General features: G+C 58.3%; 23 protein-coding genes and 3 pseudogenes. 7 read left to right on the top strand and 19 right to left on the bottom strand.

The annotated features are described in order from the left end of the window. Position 1 precedes the first annotated feature (1 nt). The 6 genes from doeA to AGR1_RS20620 all read right to left on the bottom strand — a co-directional run bounded on the left by doeA (position 2) and on the right by AGR1_RS20620 (position 7,779). Positions 2 to 1,180, bottom strand: coding sequence for an ectoine hydrolase DoeA (gene doeA, locus AGR1_RS20645; RefSeq protein WP_149148076.1), 1,179 nt, complete (start codon positions 1,178 to 1,180; stop codon positions 2 to 4). Next, positions 1,177 to 2,190, bottom strand: a complete 1,014-nt coding sequence (eutC, locus tag AGR1_RS20640; RefSeq protein ID WP_149148075.1) for an ectoine utilization protein EutC — start codon at positions 2,188 to 2,190, stop codon at positions 1,177 to 1,179. Before eutC ends, doeA begins: the two co-directional genes overlap by 4 nt. Next, positions 2,187 to 3,206, bottom strand: a complete 1,020-nt coding sequence (gene eutB, locus AGR1_RS20635) for a hydroxyectoine utilization dehydratase EutB (RefSeq protein ID WP_187772251.1) — start codon at positions 3,204 to 3,206, stop codon at positions 2,187 to 2,189. Before eutB ends, eutC begins: the two co-directional genes overlap by 4 nt. Positions 3,207 to 3,274: 68 nt before the next feature. Continuing rightward, positions 3,275 to 4,723, bottom strand: coding sequence for a PLP-dependent aminotransferase family protein (locus AGR1_RS20630; protein WP_149148074.1), 1,449 nt, complete (start codon positions 4,721 to 4,723; stop codon positions 3,275 to 3,277). A gap of 160 nt (positions 4,724 to 4,883) precedes the next feature. Further along, a complete protein-coding gene (locus AGR1_RS20625; RefSeq protein ID WP_077983964.1) occupies positions 4,884 to 6,287 on the bottom strand; it encodes an aspartate aminotransferase family protein in 1,404 nt (467 codons plus the stop codon). 13 nt (positions 6,288 to 6,300) lie between these two features. Next, entirely contained in the window at positions 6,301 to 7,779 is a 1,479-nt protein-coding gene (locus AGR1_RS20620) for an NAD-dependent succinate-semialdehyde dehydrogenase (RefSeq protein ID WP_149148073.1), read from the bottom strand. Between the two features lie 121 nt (positions 7,780 to 7,900). Here AGR1_RS20620 and AGR1_RS20615 point away from each other — a divergent pair, with 121 nt between their 5' ends. Then, complete coding sequence (locus tag AGR1_RS20615; protein WP_149148072.1) at positions 7,901 to 8,368, top strand: Lrp/AsnC family transcriptional regulator; 468 nt, start codon at positions 7,901 to 7,903, stop codon at positions 8,366 to 8,368. Between the two features lie 23 nt (positions 8,369 to 8,391). Here the strand turns inward: AGR1_RS20615 and AGR1_RS20610 are convergent, their stop codons facing one another. The 3 genes and pseudogenes from AGR1_RS20610 to AGR1_RS20600 form a co-directional block, all read right to left on the bottom strand. Then, the gene (locus AGR1_RS20610) at positions 8,392 to 9,201 is read right to left on the bottom strand and encodes a cyclase family protein (RefSeq protein ID WP_149148071.1); all 810 of its coding nucleotides are present in this window, start codon (positions 9,199 to 9,201) and stop codon (positions 8,392 to 8,394) included. A gap of 177 nt (positions 9,202 to 9,378) precedes the next feature. Further along, positions 9,379 to 10,587, bottom strand: a complete 1,209-nt coding sequence (locus AGR1_RS20605) for an MFS transporter (RefSeq protein ID WP_137412122.1) — start codon at positions 10,585 to 10,587, stop codon at positions 9,379 to 9,381. Positions 10,588 to 11,124: 537 nt separating this feature from the next. After that, positions 11,125 to 12,893: pseudogene (locus AGR1_RS20600) on the bottom strand (diguanylate cyclase). 420 nt (positions 12,894 to 13,313) lie between these two features. On the opposite strand from AGR1_RS20600, the gene gnd reads away from it, so the two are divergent. The 3 genes and pseudogenes from gnd to AGR1_RS29665 all read left to right on the top strand — a co-directional run. Next, positions 13,314 to 14,318: a phosphogluconate dehydrogenase (NAD(+)-dependent, decarboxylating) gene (gene gnd, locus AGR1_RS20595; protein WP_137411085.1), complete on the top strand. Its 1,005-nt coding sequence runs from the start codon at positions 13,314 to 13,316 to the stop codon at positions 14,316 to 14,318. A gap of 51 nt (positions 14,319 to 14,369) precedes the next feature. After that, positions 14,370 to 14,762 (top strand): annotated as a pseudogene (locus AGR1_RS20590) (ABC transporter permease); the annotation flags it as partial. Positions 14,763 to 14,774: 12 nt separating this feature from the next. Then, positions 14,775 to 14,987, top strand: a pseudogene (locus tag AGR1_RS29665) (FAD-dependent oxidoreductase); the annotation flags it as partial. Positions 14,988 to 15,289: 302 nt separating this feature from the next. On the opposite strand, the gene AGR1_RS20580 reads toward AGR1_RS29665, so the two are convergent. The 4 genes from AGR1_RS20580 to AGR1_RS20565 form a co-directional block, all read right to left on the bottom strand. Beyond that, entirely contained in the window at positions 15,290 to 15,796 is a 507-nt protein-coding gene (locus tag AGR1_RS20580) for a DUF992 domain-containing protein (protein ID WP_137411083.1), read from the bottom strand. Continuing rightward, positions 15,793 to 16,140: a BON domain-containing protein gene (locus AGR1_RS20575; RefSeq protein ID WP_077984901.1), complete on the bottom strand. Its 348-nt coding sequence runs from the start codon at positions 16,138 to 16,140 to the stop codon at positions 15,793 to 15,795. The genes AGR1_RS20580 and AGR1_RS20575 overlap by 4 nt, the downstream gene beginning before the upstream one ends. A 7-nt stretch (positions 16,141 to 16,147) precedes the next feature. After that, on the bottom strand, positions 16,148 to 16,327 hold the full coding sequence (locus tag AGR1_RS20570) for a CsbD family protein (protein WP_077984902.1): 180 nt from the start codon (positions 16,325 to 16,327) through the stop codon (positions 16,148 to 16,150). 132 nt (positions 16,328 to 16,459) lie between these two features. Continuing rightward, on the bottom strand, positions 16,460 to 17,932 hold the full coding sequence (locus AGR1_RS20565) for a helix-turn-helix transcriptional regulator (RefSeq protein WP_149148069.1): 1,473 nt from the start codon (positions 17,930 to 17,932) through the stop codon (positions 16,460 to 16,462). Between the two features lie 247 nt (positions 17,933 to 18,179). Here AGR1_RS20565 and AGR1_RS20560 point away from each other — a divergent pair, with 247 nt between their 5' ends. From AGR1_RS20560 to AGR1_RS20550, 3 genes are read left to right on the top strand one after another with little or no spacing between them, the layout of a single operon-like run. Continuing rightward, positions 18,180 to 18,737, top strand: a complete 558-nt coding sequence (locus tag AGR1_RS20560) for a hypothetical protein (protein WP_149148068.1) — start codon at positions 18,180 to 18,182, stop codon at positions 18,735 to 18,737. 26 nt (positions 18,738 to 18,763) lie between these two features. Beyond that, on the top strand, positions 18,764 to 19,294 hold the full coding sequence (locus tag AGR1_RS20555) for a lipocalin family protein (RefSeq protein ID WP_137411080.1): 531 nt from the start codon (positions 18,764 to 18,766) through the stop codon (positions 19,292 to 19,294). Between the two features lie 17 nt (positions 19,295 to 19,311). After that, positions 19,312 to 19,479 (top strand): hypothetical protein, encoded by a 168-nt coding sequence (locus tag AGR1_RS20550; RefSeq protein ID WP_246669692.1) that lies wholly within the window; start codon positions 19,312 to 19,314, stop codon positions 19,477 to 19,479. A gap of 109 nt (positions 19,480 to 19,588) precedes the next feature. Here the strand turns inward: AGR1_RS20550 and AGR1_RS20545 are convergent, their stop codons facing one another. From AGR1_RS20545 to AGR1_RS20520, 6 genes are all read right to left on the bottom strand, one after another. Further along, the gene (locus tag AGR1_RS20545) at positions 19,589 to 19,972 is read right to left on the bottom strand and encodes an ester cyclase (protein ID WP_149148067.1); all 384 of its coding nucleotides are present in this window, start codon (positions 19,970 to 19,972) and stop codon (positions 19,589 to 19,591) included. A 68-nt stretch (positions 19,973 to 20,040) separates the two neighbouring features. Next, positions 20,041 to 20,643, bottom strand: a complete 603-nt coding sequence (locus tag AGR1_RS20540; RefSeq protein WP_246669691.1) for a histidine phosphatase family protein — start codon at positions 20,641 to 20,643, stop codon at positions 20,041 to 20,043. Positions 20,644 to 20,660: 17 nt separating this feature from the next. Then, the gene (locus AGR1_RS20535; protein WP_149148066.1) at positions 20,661 to 21,209 is read right to left on the bottom strand and encodes an AAA family ATPase; all 549 of its coding nucleotides are present in this window, start codon (positions 21,207 to 21,209) and stop codon (positions 20,661 to 20,663) included. Positions 21,210 to 21,577: 368 nt separating this feature from the next. After that, entirely contained in the window at positions 21,578 to 21,898 is a 321-nt protein-coding gene (locus AGR1_RS20530) for a hypothetical protein (RefSeq protein ID WP_149148065.1), read from the bottom strand. 1,192 nt (positions 21,899 to 23,090) lie between these two features. Next, positions 23,091 to 23,786, bottom strand: a complete 696-nt coding sequence (locus AGR1_RS20525) for an RES family NAD+ phosphorylase (protein WP_149148064.1) — start codon at positions 23,784 to 23,786, stop codon at positions 23,091 to 23,093. Continuing rightward, complete coding sequence (locus AGR1_RS20520; protein WP_149148063.1) at positions 23,783 to 24,172, bottom strand: antitoxin Xre-like helix-turn-helix domain-containing protein; 390 nt, start codon at positions 24,170 to 24,172, stop codon at positions 23,783 to 23,785. Before AGR1_RS20520 ends, AGR1_RS20525 begins: the two co-directional genes overlap by 4 nt. Positions 24,173 to 24,417: the final 245 nt, after the last annotated feature.

Raw genomic sequence — 24,417 nt, 5'->3', positions numbered from 1 at the left:
CTCAGCCTTTCACGAAGAGTTGCCGCGGCACATTGGAAAGGCATTCGACACCGGTTTCGGTGATCGCAATGCTTTCGGTGATTTCAAGCCCCATGTCTTCAAGCCAGAGGCCGGTCATAAAGTGGAATGTCATGCCGGGCTTCAACTCCGTGCGGTCGCCGGGGCGAAGGCTCATGGTGCGCTCGCCCCAGTCCGGCGGATAGGAAAGCCCGATCGGATAGCCGGTGCGGTTGTCCTTGATGATCCCGTATTTTTTCAGGACGGCGAAAAAGGCATTGGCGATGTCCTCGCAGGTGTTGCCGGGCTTGGCTGCGGAAAGGCCGGCTTCCATGCCCTCAAGAGTTGCTTTTTCCGCATCGAGAAATGCCTGTGTCGGCTTGCCGAGAAAGACCGTGCGTGACAGCGGGCAATGATAACGGCGGTAAGCGCCTGCGATTTCGAAGAAGGTGCCTTCCCCTGATCGCATCGGCTTGTCGTCCCATGTCAAATGCGGCGCGGAGGCGTCGGCACCCGAAGGGAGGAGCGGCACGATGGCGGGATAGTCGCCGCCGAACTCGGCGGTGCCACGAATACCGGCATCGTATATTTCGGCAACCAGATCGCATTTGCGCATGCCCGGCTCAACGACATCGACAATCCGCTTGTGCATCAGTTCGACGATCTTGCCGGCCTTGCGCATATAGTCGAGTTCGGTCGGGCTTTTCACCGCGCGCTGCCAGTTCACGAGACCAGCGGCGTCCTTGAAACGGGCGTTCGGCAGATGTGTCTGCAGCGATGCAAAGGCGGCTGCCGAGAAATAATAATTGTCCATCTCGACGCCGACCGTCAGGCCGGACCAGCCGCGCTCCTCGATGATCTCAGACAGCAGATCCATCGGGTGCCGTTCGGTCGATTGAACGTAGTGATCGGGGTAGCCGATGATATTGTCGTGCGCGAGATAGGCCGTGCGCTTTGCACCGTTGGCATCCTGCTTGCGGCCATACCAGATCGGCTCGCCCTCCGGCGGCACCAGCACGCATTGGTGGACGTAGAAGGACCAGCCGTCATAACCGGTCAGCCAATGCATGTTGGACGGGTCAGTGACGACCAGAAGATCGATCCCGGCTTTCTCCATAGCCTTGCGGGTTTTGGACAGGCGCGCGGCATATTCCTCGCGCGTAAAGTTCAGCGTTACGCTCACGCTGCGTCTCCCATTTTTATGGTGTTTTCGATTGTTTGACCGCTCTTGGCTTCCTTTGCGCGGGCAAAGGCCAGATTGGCGATAGCCGTGTCCTGTACGCCGGCGCCGGTCAGATCGGCAAAGGTGATGTCCTTGCCCGATACGCGGCCCTGCACCTTGCCGGCAATGACGTCCCCAAGTTCCGCGAAGTGCTGATCCAACCCGGCACGCCCGGCGGCGATGGCGTGATGCAACTCACCGACAATACGGGTCTGCGAGACGCGGTCCGCGACATAGCGCGCTCTGGCGAACACGGCCGGATCTATCTCGTTCTTGTGTTCGGCATCCGATCCCATGGCTGTCAGATGCTGGCCTTCTTCCAGCCAGTCGGCAAAGAGGATCGGGCTTTCGGCGGGCGTCGTTGTTACGATGATATCGGCACCCCGCGCGGCAGCCTGCGGATCGGCCAAAGCGGCAATCTCGATGCCGTGTTCGCTGGCGAAATCACCCGCAAGTCTCTCGGCCCTCTGGTGGTCCCGCGCCCATATCCGCGCCGATCTGATCGGGCGCACGAGCATCAGGGCTTCGAGCTGCAAACGCGCCTGCATGCCCGCCCCGAAAATCGCGGCGACGGACGCGTCTTTGCGGGCCAGGTGCCGCGCCGCGACAGCACCTGCCGCGGCGGTCCGCACATCGGTAAGATAGCCGTTATCGAGGAGAAGGGCCTCCACCAGTCCGGTCTTTGCACTGAAGAGGATCATGAGGCCATTGAGACTGGGCAGACCGAGTTTCGGGTTGTCGAAGAAACCGGGGCTGACCTTGATGGCGAAACCGTCAAAGCCCGGCACATAGGCTGTCTTCACATCCACTTCGCCGCGAAACTCCGGGATATCGAGCCGCATGATCGGCGGCATGGCGACGGTCTGCGTTGCGAGCGCCGCAAAGGCCCGCTCCACGCAGTCGACCGCCGAGAGATCGAGCTTGATGACGCCGCGCAGGTCTTTCTCGGTCAGAATGGTGATGCGGCTCATGCGGCTCCCCCGTCGATGATGGTCTTATGGACCGCCGGGTCGATATTTCCGCCCGATACGATGATGGCGGTCGGACCGCTAATGTCGATCTTGCCGGACAGGATTGCAGCGAAACCAACGGCGCCCGCGCCCTCGACCGTCAAATCTTCTTCGCGTGCCGCATGGCGGATGCCGGCTGCAATCTCGTCTTCGGAAACCAGCACGATCTCATCAAGGAGTTCCCGGCAAAGTGCGAATGTCACGCGGTTCTTCAGTCCAATTCCGCCGCCCAGCGAATCCGCCAGCGTTTCTTCCTCCCGTGTTGCGACGGGCCGGCCGGCTGCAACCGACGCATGCATGGCCGCGCCCCGCTCCATGGAAATGCCGATGACCCGTGCCCGTGGCTTCAGCGCCTTGACCGCAACGGCGATGCCGCCTGCAAGGCCGCCGCCGGAAAGAGGAACGAGCACCGTCGCCAGCTCAGGCATGTCTTCGACGACCTCGAGACCTATCGTGCCCTGGCCGGCCACAACGTCAGCATCATCGAATGGCGGGATTGCGGTAAGACCATGGCTTGCAGTCAGGCGCTCCACCTCCTCTTGCGCGTCATCCTGTGACATGCCGACGATCCGGATTTCCGCACCGAGCACGCGGATCGCTTCAACCTTGTTCGCCGGTACGAGTGCCGACATGCAGATCGTGGCGGGAATTCCGAGCTTGCTGGCCGCATAGGCCACAGCGCGGCCATGATTGCCGGTCGAGGCGGTGACAAGGCCTCGCCTGCGTGCGTCGTCGTCAAGTGACAGTATGGCGTTCATCGCGCCGCGCAGCTTGAAGGCGCCGATGGGCTGAAGGGTTTCAAGCTTGAGATGAACGGGGTGGCCGCAGCGTTCGGACAGGAGGTCCGAGCGGACCAAAGGTGTGCGCTCCACCTGTCCGGCAAGCCGCAATGCTGCCTGCTCTATCGCGGCCAGCGAGACCGGAAGCGGATTTTTATCTTCGGATATGGACAGGTTTGCGCTCTTCATGATTGTCATGTTGTGAGCGAAGTAAAATCATGTCAATTATTATATTGTAATGATTCAATGATTTTCGAGCGACTGCCTCAGCCGATTGAACCGATATCGTAGACCGGCGGCAATTGCTCGAAGGTCTGCCGCACGGTGGTCAAGGCTTTGACGAGGCTTGGGTGATTGAGCCGTCCACCGAGACATATGCGGATGCCGCCGCCATGGCCGGGACCGGCAATGAACGGCTCAGACGGCGTGACCGCGACGTTCTGGTTTGTGAGCGCGCGCACCAGCCCGTCCTCCGTCCAGCGGGGTGGAACCTTCAGCCAGGCGCAGAAGGAGAGGGGGTGGGTCGAGGCGATATGGTCGCCCAATATGTCCGTGGCAATCTTTTGCCGCGCACGCACTTCGGCGCGCTGGACATCCAGCAGCCGCCGTGCGGTGCCGTTTTCGACCCAGCGCGTGGCGATTTCGGCCGTGAGATAGGTTCCGCTCCAGCTCGATACACGCAGGATAGAGGCGGCGCGGATGGAATAGGCAGGCGGCACGACGAGATAGCCGACGCGCAACCCCGTCAGCACCGTCTTGGTAAAGCTGGTGACGAAAAAACCAAGATCAGGCAGCATTTCGGTGATGGATGGCAGATCATCCTCGATGATCGGGCGATAGACTTCGTCCTCAATAACAAAGACGCCGTACCGTTCGGCAATCGCGGCGATCGCCTGTCTGCGTGCAACGCCGGAAACATGTCCCGTGGGATTGTTGAGAGTGGGAATGAGCACCAGAGCCTTGACGCCCCCGGCTGCGCAGGCGGCCTCCAGCGCGTCCGGCACTATACCTTCTTTGTCGGTCGGCAAGCCCTTGAGGCTAAAGCCCAGAATGTTCGACAGGCCGATGATGCCGTGGTCGGTGAGGTTTTCGCACAGAACCACGTCATTTGAGCGGATGATGCAGCTCAAGGCGAGAAATATGCCATGCGCAGCGCCATTGGTGACGAGAATACGTTCCGCGCCGGCGGTGACACCCATCATTTCAAGCCAGATCCGGGCGGTTTCGCGATGGCTGTCGAGGCCCGCGACCGGACGGCAGGGGCGCATGAAGTCCGAATTGTCACTATCGGCCAGTTCGCGAAGGACGGTGCGCGAGGCGTTTTCATGGTCGTCGAGATAAACGCCGCGGATAATGGAGAGGTCGAGCACCTCGGTCGGGCTGTGATCGAGCATCATGCGTCCAGCACGGTCCGTCACCCGTGTTTTCACGAAGGTGCCGCGGCCGATTTCGCCGCTGAGATAGCCCAGCCGTTCAGCCTCCTTGTAGGAGAGGCTGACGGTCTGGACCGATAGGCCGAGTTCGCGGGCGAGATCGCGGTGGGTCGGCATGCGGTCCATCGGCTTCAGGACGCCGGCGTCGATATCGGCGATGATCCGTTCCGTCAGCGCCGAATGTTTCGTTTCGCCCTTCTGTTTGGCCAGGATTGGCCGCCATGCCGCCGGTCTGGTTGCGGACACCGGATCGGGGTTTGACGAATTGGCTTGACGACGCATGAAATTGTCTCGTTTTCGGCGATATTAATTTCATGACATTATGCATGGTTCTGCGAAAAGATGAAGCCTTATGCAGCGTCGACGGCAACTGCGCCGCAGAGAGGCGCAGTTGCCGTCGAAATGAGCAATATTTGCGATCGTTGAACGCCGATGCTGACGATCAGATTTTTTCGCCGGCCCGCACCAGATCATCCATGACGCTGCGGACTGCGGTTTCGGCGATGGCGATGATCTCGTCCACCTCCGCCTTCGTTGTGACCAGCGGCGGCGCAAAGCCCAGAATATCGCCATGCGGCATGGCGCGCGCAATGAGGCCGCCATTGCGTGCCGCCTTTGAAACGCGTGCGCCGACTGTGAGACCGGGGGCAAACCGCGTTTTCTTTTCACGATCCGCCACGAATTCGATGGCGCCCATGAGGCCCACACCGCGCACTTCGCCGACGATTGGAAGTTGGGCGAACTTCGCCTTCAATTGCTCCTGAAAATAGCTGCCGACAGCCCGGGCATTGCCGGGCAGGTCTTCCTTTTCCACGATGTCGAGCACGGCATTTGCCGCCGCCGCGCCGATCGGATGGCCGGAATAGGTGTAGCCGTGGGAGAAGGCGCCGACGCGGTCAGCGCCTTCCTCCATGACCTTGTAGACTTTTTCCCCAACGATGGCGCCGGAAAGCGGGAAATAGGCCGATGTCAGACCCTTGGCGACGGTGATGAGGTCAGGCTCGATGCCGTAATGTTGCGAGCCGAACATGGAGCCTGTGCGGCCGAAGCCGGTAATCACCTCATCGGCAATCAAAAGGACATCGTATTTTTTGAGAACATCCTGTATCGCCGGCCAGTAGCCTTCCGGCGGCGGCGTAATGCCGCCGGTGCCGAGCACCGGCTCGGCAATGAAGGCGCCTATCGTGTCGGGGCCTTCGCGCAGAATGAGCGCTTCCAGTTCGTCGGCGCGGCGTTTTGAGAATTCCAGCTCGGTTTCACCGGCTTCTGCGCCCCAGTAATGGTGCGGAGCGCCGGTGTGCAAAATGCCGGCGCGCGGCAGGTCCATGTGGTCGTGATAAAAGCTCATGCCGGTCATGGAGCCGGAAACTACGCTGCAGCCGTGATATCCCCTTTCGCGGGAGATGATTTTCTTCTTCTCCGGTTTGCCGCGCAGGTTGTTGTAATACCAGACGAGCTTAGCCTGGGTCTCGTTGGCGTCCGAGCCAGACATGCCGTAGAACACCTTGCTCATCTTGCCGGGTGCCATCTTCACCAGCCGGTCGGACAGGATCGCCAGTTCGTCCGTCGTGTGGGCGGCATAGGAATGGTAATAGGCAAGCCGATAGGCCTGACGGGAAATCGCTTCCGCCACCTCGGTGCGGCCATAGCCGACATTGACGCAATAAAGACCGGCAAAGCCATCGATCAACTGCTTGCCGTGGGCGTCCTGAATGCGGATGCCCTTGCCGGTTTCAACGATGGTTGGTTCGCCGAGCTTGCCGCTGGCGAAGTCCTTCAGCTGGGTGAATGGGTGCAGAACGGCGTTGCGATCCATTTGCGCGATGTTTTTAATGTCGATGGTCATAGGCGCGTTCCTTTCAGGCAGCCAGATTGCCGAAGCAGACATATTTGGGTTCGAGATATTCCATGAGGCCGTGACGCGAACCCTCACGACCGAGGCCGGACTGTTTCCAGCCGCCGAAGGGTATGGGCGCGCCGGTGAATTTCGGTGTATTGACGGCGACCATGCCGTATTCTAGCTGGTCCGTCAGGCGCATCGCCCGGCCGAGATCGTTGGTGTAGACATAGGCCGCAAGCCCCATCTCCGTGGCATTGGCGCGTCGCACGACCTCCCGCTCGTCATCGAAGGGCAGGATGGCGGCCACCGGCCCGAATGTTTCTTCGCGCGCGATCAGCATGTCGTCGCTCACGTCGGCGAGCACGGTGGGGGTGACGAAATTGCCGCCGAGCGGGCTGTCCTGTCCGCCGCAGACGAGACGTGCACCGGCAGAAAGCGCCTGCGCGATCTGCTGACGGCACTTTTCGGCGACGGACGGCCGGGTCATTGGCCCAATGTCGATGCCCGGTTCAAGGCCGTGGCCAACGGTCAGTCTGGAGGTCGCCTCGGCGAACCGCTCAATAAAACGGTCATAAAGCTCGCGCTGAACATAGATGCGGTTTGCCGCAAGGCAGTCCTGTCCGGATGTGGCGAATTTGGCGGCGAGGCAACCTTTCACGGTCTGGGAAAGGTCCGCATCGGCAAAGGTAATAAAGGGGGCATGGCCGCCAAGTTCAAGCGAGGCTTTTTTGATGGTCGCCGCCGATTGCGTGAGGAGTAGCCGTCCCACCTCGGTCGAACCGGTAAAGGAAAACGCCCGAACCTCAGCATGCTCCAGCAGGCGGCGCGCAAGCGGCGCGGCTTCCCCCGGTAAAACCTGCAACACACCGGCCGGCATGCCCGCCTCCTGTGCCAGTTTTGCCAGGGCCAGTGCCGAAAGCGGTGTTTCAGGCGCCGGTTTGACGATCATCGTGCAGCCGGCGCCAAGGGCGGCGCCCGCCTTGCGGGCGATCATGGCTGAAGGGAAATTCCAGGGTGTGATGGCAGCCGTGACCCCTATCGGCTGCATCCGTACGGAGAGGTTGCCGCCTTTGAGATGGCTTGGAATTGTCTCCCCGTAGGATCTTTCGCCTTCGCTTGCAAACCAGTCGAGAAAGGCTGCTGCATAGGAAATTTCACCGAGCGATTCCGAAAGCGGCTTTCCCTGTTCGGCGCTGATGATAACCGCGAGATCGCGGGCATTGTCACGCATCAGCCGGCCCCATATCCGAAGGATGTCGCCGCGTTCGACGGGCAGCATGTCCCGCCACCGGAGGAATGCTCTGCCTGCGGTTTCGACCGCCGCGTCCACGTCGTTCAGGGAGCAGGAAGAGACATCGAGCAGATGATCTCCGCTTGCCGGATCGACAACGCCCAGCGTCTCCTTACGCGCCACCCATTGCCCATCCAGAAAGGCACGATGCTCGACCAGCTCCGGTCGGTGAAGGTTTTTAAGCGCTGCGCTGGCGATAGCTTCCATCGGCAAGATCCCTTTTCATTTGCCAGAAGCTTAACTGCGCTGCACGATTGATTGACGGCGTTTAAGCGTGCCTTTACGCAGGAATTATGCTTAGTTTTTTATTCAGATGCAGGAATCCCGCATGACCCAGATAGATCGAGCCGACCGGGCGCTGCTTGACGCCGTGCAGAAGAACAATCGCCTGACCTCGGAAGACTTGGCCAAAATCGTCAATCTGTCGCCAACCGCGTGCCAGCGCCGGTTGAAGCGTCTGCGTGATGAGGGGGTGATCGAAGCCGATGTGGCTGTCGTTTCGCCCAAAGCCGTCGGGCGCGGCATTACCATGATCGTTCTCGTCTCGCTGGAGCGAGAAAGGGCCGATATTGTCGACCGTTTCAAAGCCGCCATACGCGCCACGCGGGAGGTGATGATCGGTTATTATGTGACGGGCGATGCCGATTTCATCCTGGTAATCACGGCAAAGGACATGGAGGACTACGAGGCCTTCACCCGCCGGTTTTTTTACGAGAACCACGATATCAAAGGGTTCAAGACGATGGTCGTCATGGACCGCGTCAAGGCCGGCTTCGCCTTTCCAATCGACCCATGACTGAACGGAAGGGGCTCCCGGTGTCAGACCAGGGCCAGAATACGGGCTGGGCCGCCCGTTCCGCCGCGGTGTGCCGGCGCGCCGACGATTATGGTCGCTCCCTTGACCGGCAGAGCCTCGAGGTTGTTCAGCCCTTCGATACCGTAGCGCCCTGCTGGCAGCCAGGAATTGTGAACCGCGAAATCTGCGGAGTTGCCCGGATCCAGAGAAAGTGTGTCGACGCCAATGGCGACCGTGTCGAGCTTGAGCAGAAGGTCGGTCGCCGATTTGCCGAAACCGGGGAAGGCGAATTTTCCGGCGTCGTCATTGCGGAATGAGGGGCTCTTCACTTTGGTTGCCCATCCGGAGCGTAAAGCCACGATTGCACCTGTCGGGATGTCGCCATTCGCAGATATCCAGCGTTCGATGTCTTCGGCTTCAATGGTGGAATTGGCATCCTCTTTTGCGCGGTCGGTGATGTCGACGATGACAAGCGGCGCGACAAGTTTCTGCGGCTCCAGCTGGTCGACGCTCGCGCCATTCGCGCTGAAGTGGAAAGGCGCATCGATATGGGTGCCGGTATGTTCGTAGATGGTGAGTTTGTGGAGCTGATAGCCATCCTTGGCGATCTCCGCTGCCCACTCGTATTCTATGCCCGGTTTGCCATCGAATGTAGGAAATGTGGAATCATAGGTATGGGTGAGATCGACGACCTGCCGGGGCGATTGCGCCAGCACCGGCGCCGCCAGACTGCCCGCCGTCATGGCCGTCAAACCGGCCGCGGCGCCCTTGAACAGCAGGCGCCGTGACAGCATGTTCTTTTTTACGTCCTCGATCACGCAGTTGTTGCACATGCCTCAGTCCCTCCATTGAGAAATCCCTGTTCCCAAGCGTAGCGCAAAGGTGGGGTGACGCAAGGCGGGACATCCCCTGATTTTTGACCCGTGCTCACGTGGCGGTTTCGGCAAGCCGCCGGCCGTCAGGTGGCCGCAGGCAAACGCGTTGCCTGCGGCCCCGAAAAGTCAGAGGGATCAATCACGACGCTGCAACAAGGCCAGAGCGACCGTGGATGCGGCCAGTATCGCGGTCAGCGCCAGCGGCGCAGTGGCGCCGTAGGAATCGACGATATAGCCGCCGAAGACCGCACCGATACTGATGGCCACCTGAAAGGAAACGACCATCAGGCTGCCTGCTGCTTCCAGCGCATCGGGTGCACCGCGGGAAAGATTGGTCGGCAGCACCACGGGCGCCATGCCGAAGGCAAGGCCCCAAAGCGCGACGAGCGCGAATGCGGCGCCGCTGTGAACACCCCAGACAACGAGGGCAATCGTCGCGAATGCCATCAGGGCGGCTGTAACGATGAGTGCAAGGCGGATACTGGTGTCAGCCATCCGGCCCCCCAGCACATTGCCGATCACGGAAGCAACGCCAAAGCCGAGCAGGGCGAGGGCAATCGGCGTGGTGTCAAGCAGCGTCACCTGTTCGAGGAAGGGACGCACATAGACCGAGCCGGCAAAATGCCCTGTCATCAGCAACAGGATTGCCAGCATCCCCAGTTGAACGCTGCGCCGCCGCGTCAGCCGGAAAACATCGGAAAGACTGTTGCTCGTACTTGCCGGCAGCGATGGCAGGCTGAATATCTGCAGCAGCATGGCAATGATGGCAAGTCCCGCCGTCATCGACATGGCTACGCGCCATCCCACCCAGTCGCTGATCAAGGCGCCCATGGAGGGAGCCGCAATGGTGGCGAGTGAAACGCCGAGGGTGACGATAGCCATGCCGCGCCCGGTCGAATTTGCGCCGACGAGCCGTGCCACGACCGCAACCGAAAGCGCCCAGAAACCGCTGAGCGCAATCCCCAGCCCGGCCCGGCCCAGCAACAATAGCCAGAAATCGGCAGCAACCGATGCGAGAATGTTGGAGCCGATCGCCAGCGCACTAAGACCGACAAGCACGGTCTTGCGGTTCAGTTTGCCGATGAGAACATTGCTCAGCAAAGCCGTCACGGCGCCCACGGAAGCGGTCGCCGTCACAACCTGTCCGGCTGTACCTTCGGTAATGCCGAGATCGCGCGCCATGGGCGTCAACAATCCCGCTGGCAGGAACTCGGCCGAAACCAGCGCAAAACTGGTGGCCGCCATCGAAAGAACCGCAAACCAGGTCGCAGCTGTCCATGCAGGTTCTTCTGTGGCCTCGAGGGCAATTGTTGACCCATCAAAATCTGATGTCGTGTCCGTCATGGTCTCTCTCCTTGAGTTGGGAGAGTTTTAGACAAATTTTTTCGGATGATATGTATCCAAAAATCCGAATTCCATGCCTATTCCTCCGAATTTTGTGCGCTGCACAACGTCCGGATGCGAATGTGCGTGGCCGCTTGTCTCCGGTTCATAGTCTGACTCTCAAGCGAATGCGGGCCATGTGGTTGAGGCGAATGCCGTGCATCACGCTAGAAAATTGATAGAGCGACATTCCCGATAATGTTGCCGGGATTATGGAGGCGTTCGGCCCGCGAGTGGATACGGGCCTCATGGTAATTGCCGTTGATCTCGATTTTTTCGGTTCACGGAGCCTGTTATGGTGGTTAAGCCATCATACGGCACGGCCCAGACGAGCGAACGACACGTTTTCGCTGTCCTTGGCATTTAGCCTTCCAGATCATGGCCTGCCGTCGGTCGGACAGGCGTCCAATTTTGATTTTTAACGGGTGCTGGCAGGAGCCGTCGATGCCCATGGCGTGAGGCGTTTTATTGACGGACTGGGGGTGCCAAGCCCCTCGCTCACATCGCGTCGGACGATACCCATTTGTTGCGACCGTTCTGTTTGGCGTTCAAGAGTGCGGCGTCTGCTCGTTCCAGCACGCTACTCACTGTCCCTCCCGCCGGTGCGGTTGCAATACCGACAGATACGGTAACCGGGTCAAGCAGGCGACCACGATAGTTGAACGGCGCGCGTTCAACCGCATGCCGGAGTCTCTCCGCAACCTTGATGGCATCTTCAATACCCGCAGCCGGCATCAACACAGTGAATTCCTCGCCGCCGAAACGGAATAGTTCACCCAGTTCGCCGACGGCTTCTGAAAGGACCTGGGCAACATATTGCATCACCGCGTCACCGGCATCGTGGCCAAAGCGGTCGTTGAAGCGCTTGAAATGGTCGATATCCAGCATGAGACAGGCCAGTGGATCGTCTGGCTTCTCAATATGCTTGTTCAGCGCCTCATCAAGAGACCGACGGTTCAGGAGACCGGTCAAGGCATCGTGTCTGGCCATGCCAACCAGCCGCTGCCGCAGTTGGAGGTTTGCGACGGCAAGACCAATATTCTCGGCGAGGAGTTCCAGATAAAGTCGCTCTGTCTCCAGCGCTTCGTTTCGTGCGGGAATTTCGAGGTACAACAGGCCGACGGTGTCCCCCAAGGCGGTCAGCGGTATACAGAGACCGGTTCCGAAAATTCCCTGAAGGTGATGGCAGACGACGTCGTCCCCGTCGGGATTGTTGGTGTGGGGACGTCCGCGACGCAGAGCCCAGCAATCATCGATCAAAAAATCAGACGCGGAAAACGAAGGGTCGGACCATTTTCCGGTCGATTGGAGAAGTGTGCTGTTTTCCTTGAGCACAAGCAGCCGGCCCGCGATAGCGGGAAAAATCTGCGGCATGAATTTCGCAACGACGTCGGACAATTCATCCTGATTCTGGCACGCCTGAATTCGATGCATCATTTGGAGTTTAGGTCCTTGATGCGTTGGTTCCTGCGGTGCTCTGCATCAAGCCGTTCCCGTTCCAACCCATTGCTGCGGAAGATGCGAATGGCTTGGTTCATTTCTCCAATTTCGTCTCGTCGCCCTTCGTCTGGTACCTCTATACTGTAGTCCTGCCGGGCAAGGCGCATGACGATATTGCTCATTCTGATAAGGGGCGCGGCAACCCGTCTGCTGAGGACAAAGTACAATACGGCCAAAAACATCAGTGCGGTCAGGGCAAGCATCACCTTGGCGATAGACCCGTAGAAATCACTTCGGCTTTTGGCCTGGTCAACTGTTGCCTGCGTGCGTACCGCAACCGTCTCTCTCACATTTGCAACGGTATTCAGCAGATTTGTATGCAGTTGATAATACTCGTCACCGAACAGGACCTGTTGCGCTTCGTTCTGGCGCCCGGAGCGATAAGAAGCGATGGCCTCTCGTTCCATCGCGTCCAGAGTGTCAGCGCTCTTGCGTATATCCTGAAACAATCCTTCTTCCTGCGGCAAGGCACCGCGCGCAGACAGTTTATCCAAGGCTTCTTCGAGGTGATTTTCCTGATCTTCGTCGACATAGAACTTTGCCAGATGTTGCTCGTCGCCTCGCATAACGTAAAGACGCGCCTCCTCGGCGCGCTCGTCCGCGATTATCACCAGTTCCTCGGCAAGATCGTTTAATTCGAGATGAGACTCGATTGCCGCGCGCTCTTGGGAGGCGCTTCTTGCCGACAAAATGAATGTGGTGGCTGATACTGTCGTCAGTATCAGCGTTACGGCATAAGCCAGGTTTGTGATGGTGCCAAGTCGCATGGTGGTGCCAAATCTTGCCGCACGGTATCACGACCGGGTGCGGCGGGTCCAATTTGTGGGTTTGACCAATCATTTCGCCAAGTCTGTCTGATCCCCTACGGCTACCTCTTAGTCCCGCAGTCCGAAATGTCCAACGTGCTGTGTGGATTAAATTACCAAATCTTTAGTTGTGCGCCATTTCGCCAGTACCTAGCTTACCGGTAAGGCCGCATCCGATGTGGACATGCGCCGAATGATGATGCGTATTGGTACTGCATTCTGCGCTCGTACTTTTTTGACTGGCCCATGCAGGACATAGCGTGCAGCCAGATCGTCTTCACCTGCTTTTGGGTGAACGCGGGAGTTTGGTAAAACGGGGCTTTTACCGTTCGTCTCGGTGAATGAAGCGCCCATAGCGCATAGGAAAGAAGGAGTTTCAGCATGCAGATCGGAATGGTTGGGCTTGGACGGATGGGCGCAAATATGGTGCGCCGCCTTTTGAAATATGGTCATGATTGCGTGGTTTTCGATGTCAATCCCGAAAATGTCGCTGCGCTGGTGAGGCAAGGCGCGACCGGTGCCACCTCGCCGGACGATCTCGTTGCGAAGCTTTCACCGCCGCGTGCAGTCTGGCTGATGCTTCCCGCTGCGATTACGCCGAAAATCGCCCGTGACTTTGCAGTGAAACTTTCTGCGGGCGATACAGTCATCGATGGCGGCAATTCGTTTTATCGTGATGCGATTGACCTGGCGGCGGAGTTTGCCATCAAAGGTGTCGATTTCATCGATACTGGCACATCCGGGGGCGTCTGGGGGCTGGAGCGCGGCTTTTCGTTGATGATTGGCGGCCCGGTGGCTGCCGTGCAACGGCTCGATCCGATTTTTGCGTCGCTCGCCCCCGGAGCTGGCCAGGGCATTGTTGCCGATCCCGTTACCGGCACGGCGCCAATGGGATATCTGCATTGCGGACCGTCAGGGGCGGGACATTTTGTCAAGATGGTTCATAATGGCATCGAGTACGGTGTCATGGCGGCCTACGCCGAAGGTCTGAACATATTGAAGGCTGCCAATGCCGGTATGCAGAACCGCGCGGCGGATGCGGAAACGGCCCCTCTCGCCCATCCGGAATATTACCAGTTCGATATCGATCTTCCTGCCGTGACGGAGGTCTGGCGGCACGGGTCTGTCATCGGCTCATGGCTGCTCGATCTGACGGCCGAGGCCCTGAAGCAGGACCCTGATCTAGACCAGTATGGTGGCCGGGTTTCGGACTCCGGCGAGGGGCGCTGGACGCTGCAGGCGGCTGTCGAAACGGGCGTACCGGCTCCCGTGCTGGCATCGGCGCTGTTCGAGCGCTTCTCGTCACGTGGTGAGGCCGAATTTGCCGGCAAAGTGCTCTCGGCAATGCGCAATGCCTTTGGTGGTCATCTGGAAAAGGCAAAATAGGCGCGCAGGCAGCGGACAGTTACGATCGGACGGGCCGGCTTCAGACATATGTCCTGGATGAAGATTGCACGCTTGGTCGAGGCAGAGGTCCGTTCCTTGCGTGAGCGAGACTTCGTGATGGCAGCCCACATGCTTGGTCTGCTCAATGGTTGGATCTTGTTTCGGGAATTACTGCCAAATGCTGCCAGGCCCACCATCGTCGCGGCGACGTTGACGGTGGCGCGCGCCATTCTTCTTGAGGCCTACATCAGTTTTCTGGGTTACGGCATTCAGCCGCCGCTGCCAAACTGGGGCAACATGTTGAGCGGCGCCGAGCAATATCTCGACAGGGCGCTCTGGCTCGCCATAGTACCCGGTGTCGCCATCACGCTCGACGTCACGAGTTCCAACTTCATTGGCGACGGACTTCGCGACGCGCTCAATGCTCGCAGCGATTTGAATTGAGAGTTCGGGCTGATGTCTTCTTTCTCGCCTTTTGGCGCCACGCTCTGGTATGCGACGGGCGCTTCCGCACCGGTTACGGAACCACTCTCCGGTCTTATCCAGGCAGATATTTGCATTGTCGGTGCCTGTTATATCGGGCTGACGAGCGCGCTCGAACTGGCCAGGGAAGGCGTTGACGTCATTCTTCTGGAGCGGCAGGAAATTGGTTTTGGAGGTTCTGGCCGCCGTCCGATATGGCAGGACGACATCGAAAACGGTACGCTCGTCGCCGTCTGGGAGACGGAGCCCGCCACCTACAACTACCTCGGCCGCGAACTTGAAGCAACTTTTGTGGTGGTTGAGGGCGAGGCGATCTATTCGCAGGCGGCACGCGCTCCGAGGGTTATTCCTCAAAGTCCGACGGAGGGTTTGAACGGCCGAGGCAAAAAGCATTTTTCCAGGCTGCCACACGCTTCTAAAAAAGCGCGCCGCGATGAACGCGACGCGCTTGCCGTTGACGACCCCATGCGACCGCGGAGACGGACGGATTAAACCGCTCGCTTCAGTTGGAGGTGGGACACGCCAGCAGCCAAGTTCACGCCGGTACCAACTTCGGCACTGATCGGCTGCAGCGCGAAGTTCTTTGCGTTACCGCCGATCAGCGCGTTGGCGCCCACGCCCACACCGACCGAGGCGCCGGCAGATGCGCCAACATAATCACCGCTCAGCGCACCGTCGCCAACGCGGCTTGCCGCCGTATTGAGCACGATCCAGCTCATATAGGTCTTGCCGGTCACACCGATGTCGAGGCCAAGCTTGCCAATTGTGCCGGTGTAGCGTTCCGTCTTGCCGGAGCGCTGACGGAACTCGCAGCTCACCGCCTTGCTGGAGCCGACGACGAGGCCGACGCCACCGGCGATTTCACAGGACAGGGTGCCGACGCGTTCCTTCTGCGCGGTTTCCGTTGCACGCTTGCCGCTGTGCTTCGTTTCGGCGGAAGCGAGTGGGGCGATGGCCAGAGTTGCGATTGCAGTTGCAAGAACGAGTTTCTTCATTGTTTGTCACTCCTGTTATTCTTTACAAGTTGGATGCGTGGGGCAGAGGCATCCAGATAGGTATGGGGGCGCTGCCGGATCGCCAGATCGGCGATGATCGGCCGCGATGCGAAACATTCTGCGATGATGACCGCCCGTTCGAAGGCAGAGAGTGTTTCCACTTCGCCCGAGAGCACGATCCTGCCCTCGACGGATGTGACGGAGATCGAGCTGTCTTCCTGTCCATCGGCATAGGCGAGCACGGCTTGCAAGGCGGCACACAGGCTGACGTCCTGGGGGAGGCAGTTTGTGGCCGGGGTCAGTTCACAAGCAAGCATCATGGTGAAACCTCCTACCTTGAACATCAGCGGTTCACTTGAATGCCTTTTTGACGGCGTCCTTGGTCTGGCCGAGCTTCTCCTGCGCCTGGCCCGCCAGTTTTTCGGCTTTGCCTTCCGCCTGAAGCTTGTCGTTTCCGGTGATCTTTCCAGCCGCTTCCTTGATGCTGCCCTTTGCCTGACGGGCGATGCCTTCGATACGGTTGTTGTCCATGACGAGTTCCTTCCATCGTTTTGAGGGTGCCGCTGTTGGTAACGGCATGATGGAAAGATAGGCCGGCAAAATCGCCGCTGGCAGAGCAATAGCTACTAGTTCGACTGGTACAAACTGACCAAATTTGCGGGTTCAGCCGCTATTTTTTTTACTGCCGACAAATCCACGCTCCCGCGCCCAGATTACCGCCGCGGTTCGGCGGTTGACACCGATCTTGCCGTAAAGAGACGCGATATGGTTGCGGATCGTGTGTTTGGAGAGGTTCAGCCGATCGCTCATTTCCTTGTCGCTGCAACCGTCACAGATTAGCGATAGTATCTGCTCCTCCCGATCCGTGAGATCCTTCAGCGATGCGGTCGATGTGTCGCCGCGCGAATTTTGCCGCAGCCCCGCGAGCCGCTCAACAACGGTACGGCTGAACCAGGAGGTGTCGGCCATGACACTTTCGATGGCTTCGATCAGCTCGTTTTCGGATCTTCGCCGTTCCGTAACGTCCTGTATCGCCCAGATGACGCAAAGCTGGTCATTGATCTCTGCGCGTTCTGCCGAAACGATGCACTCAGCTACGCCGCCATCAGCGAGGTTCATGCGCAGATTTTCATTCCGGATAGGGATATTGTCCTTCAGCCGTTTCTCGATTTCGCGTCGTGCTGCCACATCGTCCCACAATCGCAACTCGCTTGCGGTTTTGCCGATCACCTCGGCTTCCATGTGACCGCAAAGCGTCAGAAAGGCATCATTGACCTCCGTCAGCACGAAGTCGCTCAGCCTGGAAATTGCCGCTGGCGCGGGCGACAGACGGAAGGACTTGAAGAATCTTTCTTCGCTCTGGCGAAGCGCGTTCTGTGCCTTCCGGCGCCCGTCGAGATCCGCGAAGGTGAACAGCATGCAGGGCTCTTCGGCAACCGCGATTGTTTCCCCTGCCACGATCACCAGCCTGTCACCGCCCGGAATGGGAATGAGCGCCTCGCGATGGCGAATGACCCGGCCTTCATGCAGACGCTTCAGCGCATCCTCACCAGTTTCGCACTCGGAAAACAACCCGAGTTCCTTGACGCTGATACCGATGATCTCCTCGCGGTTAAAGCCGGTCATTTCCAGAAAACCCTGATTGACGCGAATGAAACGCTCGTCTTCCAGCCGGCAGATCAGACCCGGCGCCGGATTGGCGTTAAAGGCGCTCTCGAATCGCGCTTCAGCCTCGAAGCGCGGTGTCTCGTCGCGAATGATCAGCACCAGCACATCGGGTTTTGCGCCGTCATCTTCAAGAATAAGGCCACGCAAGGTATGGACCCAGCATTCAGCCGCATTGTCACTTGGCGATATCTCCACTGTCACATCTTCGAATGTCTCTCCGGCAAGCAGCCGCTCAAGCGGATACTGACCTTCGTCGAGAAGATGATTGTTGCGATAGCGAAGCGTGAAATTGCGCCTGTAGCTTTCGGCGTCGGCGCCAAGCTCCGACACGGTCTCTATGCGGTGCATCTCCAGTGCTGCCTTGTTGGCCCATGTGATCGTTCCTTCGGTTTCCAGCAATATCAGCCCATCGCTGAGGCCTGCGATCAGGTTCTGTAACACGAGGCGGTTGATCTTCGGCAGGTTCACGGTGTCATCCTTCTAGCCCTGTGGCTTCTGGTAGTTTGTGTCGTCTCTAACGCCAAGCGACGTTAAGTGTTGCAGGACGCCACTTAGCCAGAAAACGAAAAATGAGGGATAGACGAGCGCTACATCCGTTTTGCGTGTCGATTTCGGGAATCGCCATCGCACTTTTGTCCCGCCACTGAAACCAAACGGGCCTTTTCTTCGTATCTAGGCCAGCGGCCAACTAGGCGCTAACGGAGAAGACGGCCTGATGGAGCTTGGAAGAGACGATAGGCGGACGGGCTTGGCCGTAACCGATGACCTGACGAAGGCAACCCTGACCGTTGCCTGGGTCATCATTCTCAACAAGCCGTTTTATCCGCTTTATGTCTGGTATCTGGTCGATGCCGGCGCTGCTGTGGCATCGCTCGTTACCCTGTTATCAATGCCATTTTTCCTTTTGATCCCACTTTTGGCAAAGAAGTCCAATCTGGCTGCGCGCGTGGCGCTGCCTCTTGTGGGAACGCTTGATACCCTGTTTGAAACGGCGATATTCGGCGACCAATCCGGCACCGAATTTTTCTTTGCGGCGTGCATCATGCTGGCAACCATCTCGTTCCGTGCAGACGAAAAGCGCTGGCAATATGTAACTGCAATTCTTGTTTTTATCGCGTTTTTCTGCTCGCACACGTTTTTCGGCGCGGGGCTGCAATCCTGGTCGGCAGATGATCTTGCAACGCTTGTCAATCTGAATGCGTTCTCCGCAGCTAGCCTCATGACCTTTATCGCGTTTCGATATGCCGGCTTGTCCCGGCGAACCAAAACCTGAACCCGTTTTATCGATAGGAGGAGTTTATGCAGAAAAATCGCAAGCGCGTCGTGGGTGCACTGACAGTCTCGCTACTTCTTTTCTCGGGCTCGCTCGCTACTGCCGCCCCCAAGCCCGTTGCCGTTGATGCCGGTCACTATCGGGGCACATGGCTGGAAATCGGTCGCATGCCGATGCTTCTGACGGACGGATGCGTCGCCGGCTATTCCACCTACCGACAGGGGAAGTCGGCCGATGAAGTGCTGGTCGAAGATGGCTGCCGCGAAGGCACGCCGCGGGGTAAGTTGAAAACCATCAACGGTGTTGGAAAGATCTTGGACTTCGCGTCTACCAAGGCGAAGATGAGGGTCCGTTACCCACTCCTGATCACGTTCAATTACTGGGTGCTCTATAAATCGCCTGACAAGTCCTGGTTCATCAGCGCCAACCCATCCACCGACGATGTCTGGGTTTATGCTCGCAGCATCCCGTCCAAGGCGAAGCTCAACAGGATGATAATGAAAGTGCGTGAGTTAGGTTACGATGTCAAAAAGCTCGAGTTTCCTGACCAGAGATAACCGCTGACGGAGCCCCGATGAAGTCCCTTGAAAGCGGCTATCGAGCCATCGTCATCGGTGCGTCCGGCGGTATTGGAGTTGCACTGCTTGTGCGTCTCAAGCCCGATCCGCGGTGTGCGCTCGCCTTGCCTCTGTCCCACAGCCGCGACGCTCTCGACATCACCGACGAGACGAAGACAGCTTGAGTTTTCACTCAGGTCAAAGCGCCTATTCGGCATCGTGGTGTCCAGGCACAGAGTTGGTTGCTTTTGGGCCGATCGTGACCTGCAGGACGGAAATCGCCGATGGTGACATTCAGGCAATCTGGCGTTCGATCGCAGCCTTGTCGATGACCGACCAGACCCTGCAGATTTTTGCGTGTTCGAATTCGTAGAACACATGCTCGCAGAATTGAACGCGCCTGCCATTGACCGGAAGACCCATGAAGGTAGCTTTGGGGGTGCAGTTGAACGGAATCCGAGCGGCAATCCGCGTCACGTCGCTGACAAGGATTTCTGCCTCAAATCGCAGGTCGGGAATGTCGGCAAAGTCCGTGACCAGCATATCGCGATAGCCCGACAGCCCGAAGGGCCGGCCATTGTGTTCGACATTGTCGTTGACGAAGGTGCCGAGGTCATCGAAGTCCTGGCGGTTAAGGCAGTCGAGGTAGGCGAGATAGATGTCGTTGAGTGTTTGCAAGTTGTCCTCCTCTACCGGCATGATGCGTCCCCCGAAGCTCTGGAGTTACCGGAGTAAGGTGGTGCTGGTCAAACTGTGATGAGCTCGCACCTGCTATCATTTAGCCGGTAAAACCCATCCTGCGGAACGGGAAGTTCGAGCATTTCCTGCTTTAAAAGTCCGAGAAACACACCCCGAAGGATCCGCCCGAACAGACCATGGGAAATGGCAATGGTCGGATGCCGGACATCCGAGATCCATGACGTCGCGCGCTTGCAGACCTCATCGAAGCTTTCGCCATCTGGCGCCCTGAAATACCAGTCGAACGCGTTGGATCCGTCGAGATTGCCGGGAAACTCGTTGTCGATCTCAAACCGCGTCATCCCGTCCCAAGACCCGGTCGTGACCTCAACCAGTCGGTCATCTTCGACAGACTGGAGAGGCACCTTTGCCTGTACGCGTTCAGCGGTCTGGCGCACGCGCCCAAGCGGACTGACCTTCATCTGGAACAACTGGTCATCGTTGCAGAGCGTGTCGCGGAGCAAGTGAGCTACATGATCCGTCTGTTCAATGCCACGTTGCGTAAGCGGTGAATCCAGTTGCCCCTGAAACCGGCCAAGAGAGTTCCAGACGGTTTCGCCGTGACGAAGGAGGTAAATGGTCGGCCGAGCCACGCTTGTTTCATCCTGCACGTTCGTTATCGTTTGCTTCACTCGGAAGCATCAATACCGAAACGTCTCGATTGCAGCGCATTGATGACCAACTGCAAAGTCTGATCCTTGTCCTTGCCTGACACTGGTAGGACATGGTGCTCAAAGGCGCCAAGATCGGTAAACTGCGAGTGAAGATCAGCGACGACCAGCGGATCGCTGAGGCTGTCGCCACCCCGGGCCAGACAGCGTTCGATCGCCTCAGCAGCTGTCGTGCGCAGCACAATGTAATGTAGTGTCCGAGAAAGCGCTGAAAAGGCCGGCAGCCAGTCCGGTCGCACGACGCCGTCTAGGATGACGAAGTAGCCCTCTTTGGCGTAATGACCGGCAACATCGGCGGCGATCTGCATGATCATGCGGTTTTGTTGATGGGATTGCGGTAGCCATGGATCGATGCGGCCGTGCTTGATATATCCCCACAGATCATCGCTGTGAAAATGCACCTTTGGAACGCCGGGCAGGTTCCCAAGCGTTTCGGCGATTGTTGACTTGCCGGATCCGGGGTGGCCGGAGAGAATCAGGATATTGCCGCCAAGATCGCCCGTCATGTTCCTTCACTGACCTCTGGTAGGCATAAAGTGGCTGATGATGAAATCATTCGTCTCTCGACGTTGCCACCCCGGTGTTTCCTATCTTGGCTCGCAGGGAGGCAAATGAAGCGCCCCTATCTGGCAAAGCCTATCACGAAATATGCTGATGCCAGAAGTAGGGTGACAATTGTGAAGAATATTAATCCTGCTGCCAGTTCATCGAACCGGCCGTCGCGTTCATTCCGGTCCCAGTCGTAAGCCATAGCCAACCTCCATCGTTGCTGTAAGGGAAGGGTGGTCCGGTATGGTTAATGGAATCCTAATGGTCGCAGGCTGAATGTTGTCGGTATGATTTGCCATTTGGCCGTCTGATGATGGGCCGAGGATTAACGAGTTGGCGTGACGATGCTGATGTCGGTTTTGCTGTCGAGGACGATATGCAGGTCGCGGATCATGCCGGCCGCAAGCAGCAGAGCGTTTCGGATCTCTTCTTCGCTGCGCCACCCGAGTTCGATGGAGAGGGCAACGGTTTGGATTTCGAGGAGACGGTCCCGGCCGGGACCGGGTGGAATTCCGATTGTTTCGCGCATGTCGCGGATAGTTGTGACGGCCCGTTCGAGCATTCGCCGCTTCTGATACTCGTCGAGGTGATCGAGCCTGTTGGCGTCGCGGACAAGTTCGGAAATGAAACTGTTGGTCACGGTCATTGTATGAGGTTGCCGAGTCGGCTGACCGGCGTCAACAGAAGACCGGCAGCGTGGGCTTCAGCTTGCCGTTTTGAGGTGTTGCTGTGATGACTGTGCATCAGGGCGGAACGCGCTCTAAAATTGTTTACGTTGTCTATTTTACTGAAATATTCCATTGAAACATCAGATATTTATGAAACATTTCGGATGTAGAAAATCAAGATTGCAGCAATTGCCGGTATAGCAATTTCTAGGGCAATGTTGATGAAACAATAGTTTCCTGAGAGGAGGGAAAGACCCTCGCTCCTGACGGGTGCAATCCCACACAGATTCCCGATCGGGGTGATTTGGCGCGATCAAGTGAAGGGCTTACCGATCGGGAAGCGGAGCCTCGATTCCTCAAAAAACGTCCTGTACGGTAAGTAAAACGGTGGAGGTTGACGGTGTTCAGACCCGCGCATGATTTCGGCGCTGCTATTAGGGAAAGACGCAAAGCGCTGCCATCCGGTGAGCAAGGCTCGCCGATGATCGTTAGCAAGCTCATCATGGAAGTTCCTCAACAGGGAATAGGCCTGAAAGATAATTCGAGATAGATTAGGTTGCATTTGTCTGTTGGCAGCACATCGAGATCCTTGTTTCGCCTTTCGCCTTTCGCCTTTCGCCTTTCGCCTTTCCCGGCGACCCGGAGTTCATTGCGATCTGGTGCTGCTGCAAGAGACGAGCGGCACAGCCTGACGACGGTTTCGCGTTGCCATCGACATGCGGGCACCTTCCATGCGTGATGCCAAAGGGCCGTGATTCTGATCTCCGCCGTTTTGGTCACGAGCGGGAACTCGCGAGGTTGCTAAAAGTCGGGTCAGGAGCAGGGATCGGTGAGGGTGTGGTTCATGGTCCAACTGACTGTCGGGCGCCAGATGCATTTGCCAGCGTGACATCCGGTCCGCGCGTTGTCACGAAACGCGGCTGTTTTGGGCCGAAAGCTATTCCACGGAGGTCAAACCACGAGCTCCAAGAGCAAAAATATAGCCGGTAATTGAGATTGAACGCCATGCATGGTTCTATGCCCGACGTGTAGCTGATCCTGCCCATCGATTCCAATGTGCGATCCGAGGGGCCCATATGGATTTCAGATACGATTGTCCGCCCTGTCGAGACGCGGACGCGGCTTCTCGACATTCCGCATGATTTCGCGGAAACCTGTGCTTCGTCGCTGCTACGAGATTGCGACGATCGAATAGTCCGGCGCGCCTTGCCAGATTAGATCCCAGGACGCGCCGGGCCGGACGTTCTGGACAGCCCCCGGATCGAAACAAACCAGGCAGTTTCCGACGGGCGCACGGACGGAGGGATAGATGAGGCCGCGGCTTCCATCTCTCCGCAACCGGGCGGCCAGTTCCTGTCCCTCGATATAGCCAACCTCCGGGTCCGGATTGAGCGCGGCGTGTTCGGGTTCATCGGTCAGGTCGTCGAATTCTCCGATAAAGTCGGAGATCAGTTCGACATAACGGGCGCTGTCATGGAACGAGCCGGCGAAACGAAGCTCGCGGGTTCTGTGCCATGCGACCTCCGCGACCGATACCATCACGTCCCAGGCGCAATACCAGGCTCCGCGATCTTCGGAGTTGAAGCGATTGCCTCCTGTCCGCGTATAGGTGAAGGCCGCATTGACATGCGTGTCGCCGTAGATCCTGAGATCACGGTTGCGCCGCCGCCAGGCAAGCTCTCGCGGATCGAGATGCGGATTGCGGCCGCGCTCGGCGAGCAAACGGGCGCTGGTCGACCCCTCGATCTCGGCCAGAACCTCCAGTTCCTCGTCGCTGTCGACGAGACCGCGAAGCGCCGGCGGCTTGTGGTAGGTTGCGGGTAGCATGCGGACCAGTCCTCGGACCGATAGTTCGGTTTTCCTCATGCGCCGCCCCGAAGCGCGTCCAGATAGGTTCGGATTGCGAGAATTTGCGGGAGACCGCCGTCGATGGCGGTGTCGACCGGGCGCGCGCCGCTAAAGAGAGGGCCCGTGTTCGGGCGCGTGAACCAGCTTCTGGAAAGTTGCTCAGAGAAGTAGAGTTCGAGCGACTTGTAGATCCCGATCACGGCACTGAGGCGCAGCAACTGGTCCTTCGTCAATTCGCCGGTAAATCCCGGTTTGCGCGCACGCTTCCATGTGCTCTCCGACATGTCGGCAAGGCCCGCTGCCTCCCTGAGGCTCAGCGACCATGCATCGGCGATCTTGGCATAGGCCTTGAGTGCGACGGCATTGAGTTCCGCGGGTTTGTGGGGCTTGACGGCGATTTGCATAATGGCCTCCTGACATTCGCAATATAGGCCATATGATCCTCAAGTAAAGATCATATGGCCTGATATTTGATCGGGAAGTGGCTCCCCTTGCAAGAGTTTTGGCTCCTGCTTCAATCATTGCGCCCGAATGGGTGGGTGAACCGCGGCTATTCCCTCAGTGGCGAAACCCAGGACTCCGCCCGTCGACACGAAGGCCAATGGATGGATCGCCGGCGCAACCCCTGCATGTCAGCATGATACTGCAG

The organism is Agrobacterium sp. B1(2019) (assembly GCF_008274755.1).
Lineage (GTDB): Bacteria > Pseudomonadota > Alphaproteobacteria > Rhizobiales > Rhizobiaceae > Agrobacterium > Agrobacterium salinitolerans.
This window is presented reverse-complemented; position numbering and strand designations above follow the sequence as displayed.

Coding starts and splice junctions, on each gene's coding strand:
- eutC (WP_149148075.1), bottom strand. CDS start 2,190: ATGAGCCGCATCACCATTCTGACCGAGAAAGACCTGCGCGGCGTCATC.
- eutB (WP_187772251.1), bottom strand. CDS start 3,206: ATGACAATCATGAAGAGCGCAAACCTGTCCATATCCGAAGATAAAAAT.
- AGR1_RS20630 (WP_149148074.1), bottom strand. CDS start 4,723: ATGCGTCGTCAAGCCAATTCGTCAAACCCCGATCCGGTGTCCGCAACC.
- AGR1_RS20625 (WP_077983964.1), bottom strand. CDS start 6,287: ATGACCATCGACATTAAAAACATCGCGCAAATGGATCGCAACGCCGTT.
- AGR1_RS20620 (WP_149148073.1), bottom strand. CDS start 7,779: ATGGAAGCTATCGCCAGCGCAGCGCTTAAAAACCTTCACCGACCGGAG.
- AGR1_RS20615 (WP_149148072.1), top strand. CDS start 7,901: ATGACCCAGATAGATCGAGCCGACCGGGCGCTGCTTGACGCCGTGCAG.
- AGR1_RS20610 (WP_149148071.1), bottom strand. CDS start 9,201: ATGTGCAACAACTGCGTGATCGAGGACGTAAAAAAGAACATGCTGTCA.
- AGR1_RS20605 (WP_137412122.1), bottom strand. CDS start 10,587: ATGACGGACACGACATCAGATTTTGATGGGTCAACAATTGCCCTCGAG.
- gnd (WP_137411085.1), top strand. CDS start 13,314: ATGCAGATCGGAATGGTTGGGCTTGGACGGATGGGCGCAAATATGGTG.
- AGR1_RS20580 (WP_137411083.1), bottom strand. CDS start 15,796: ATGAAGAAACTCGTTCTTGCAACTGCAATCGCAACTCTGGCCATCGCC.
- AGR1_RS20575 (WP_077984901.1), bottom strand. CDS start 16,140: ATGTTCAAGGTAGGAGGTTTCACCATGATGCTTGCTTGTGAACTGACC.
- AGR1_RS20570 (WP_077984902.1), bottom strand. CDS start 16,327: ATGGACAACAACCGTATCGAAGGCATCGCCCGTCAGGCAAAGGGCAGC.
- AGR1_RS20560 (WP_149148068.1), top strand. CDS start 18,180: ATGGAGCTTGGAAGAGACGATAGGCGGACGGGCTTGGCCGTAACCGAT.
- AGR1_RS20555 (WP_137411080.1), top strand. CDS start 18,764: ATGCAGAAAAATCGCAAGCGCGTCGTGGGTGCACTGACAGTCTCGCTA.
- AGR1_RS20550 (WP_246669692.1), top strand. CDS start 19,312: ATGAAGTCCCTTGAAAGCGGCTATCGAGCCATCGTCATCGGTGCGTCC.
- AGR1_RS20535 (WP_149148066.1), bottom strand. CDS start 21,209: ATGACGGGCGATCTTGGCGGCAATATCCTGATTCTCTCCGGCCACCCC.
- AGR1_RS20530 (WP_149148065.1), bottom strand. CDS start 21,898: ATGACCGTGACCAACAGTTTCATTTCCGAACTTGTCCGCGACGCCAAC.
- AGR1_RS20525 (WP_149148064.1), bottom strand. CDS start 23,786: ATGAGGAAAACCGAACTATCGGTCCGAGGACTGGTCCGCATGCTACCC.
- AGR1_RS20520 (WP_149148063.1), bottom strand. CDS start 24,172: ATGCAAATCGCCGTCAAGCCCCACAAACCCGCGGAACTCAATGCCGTC.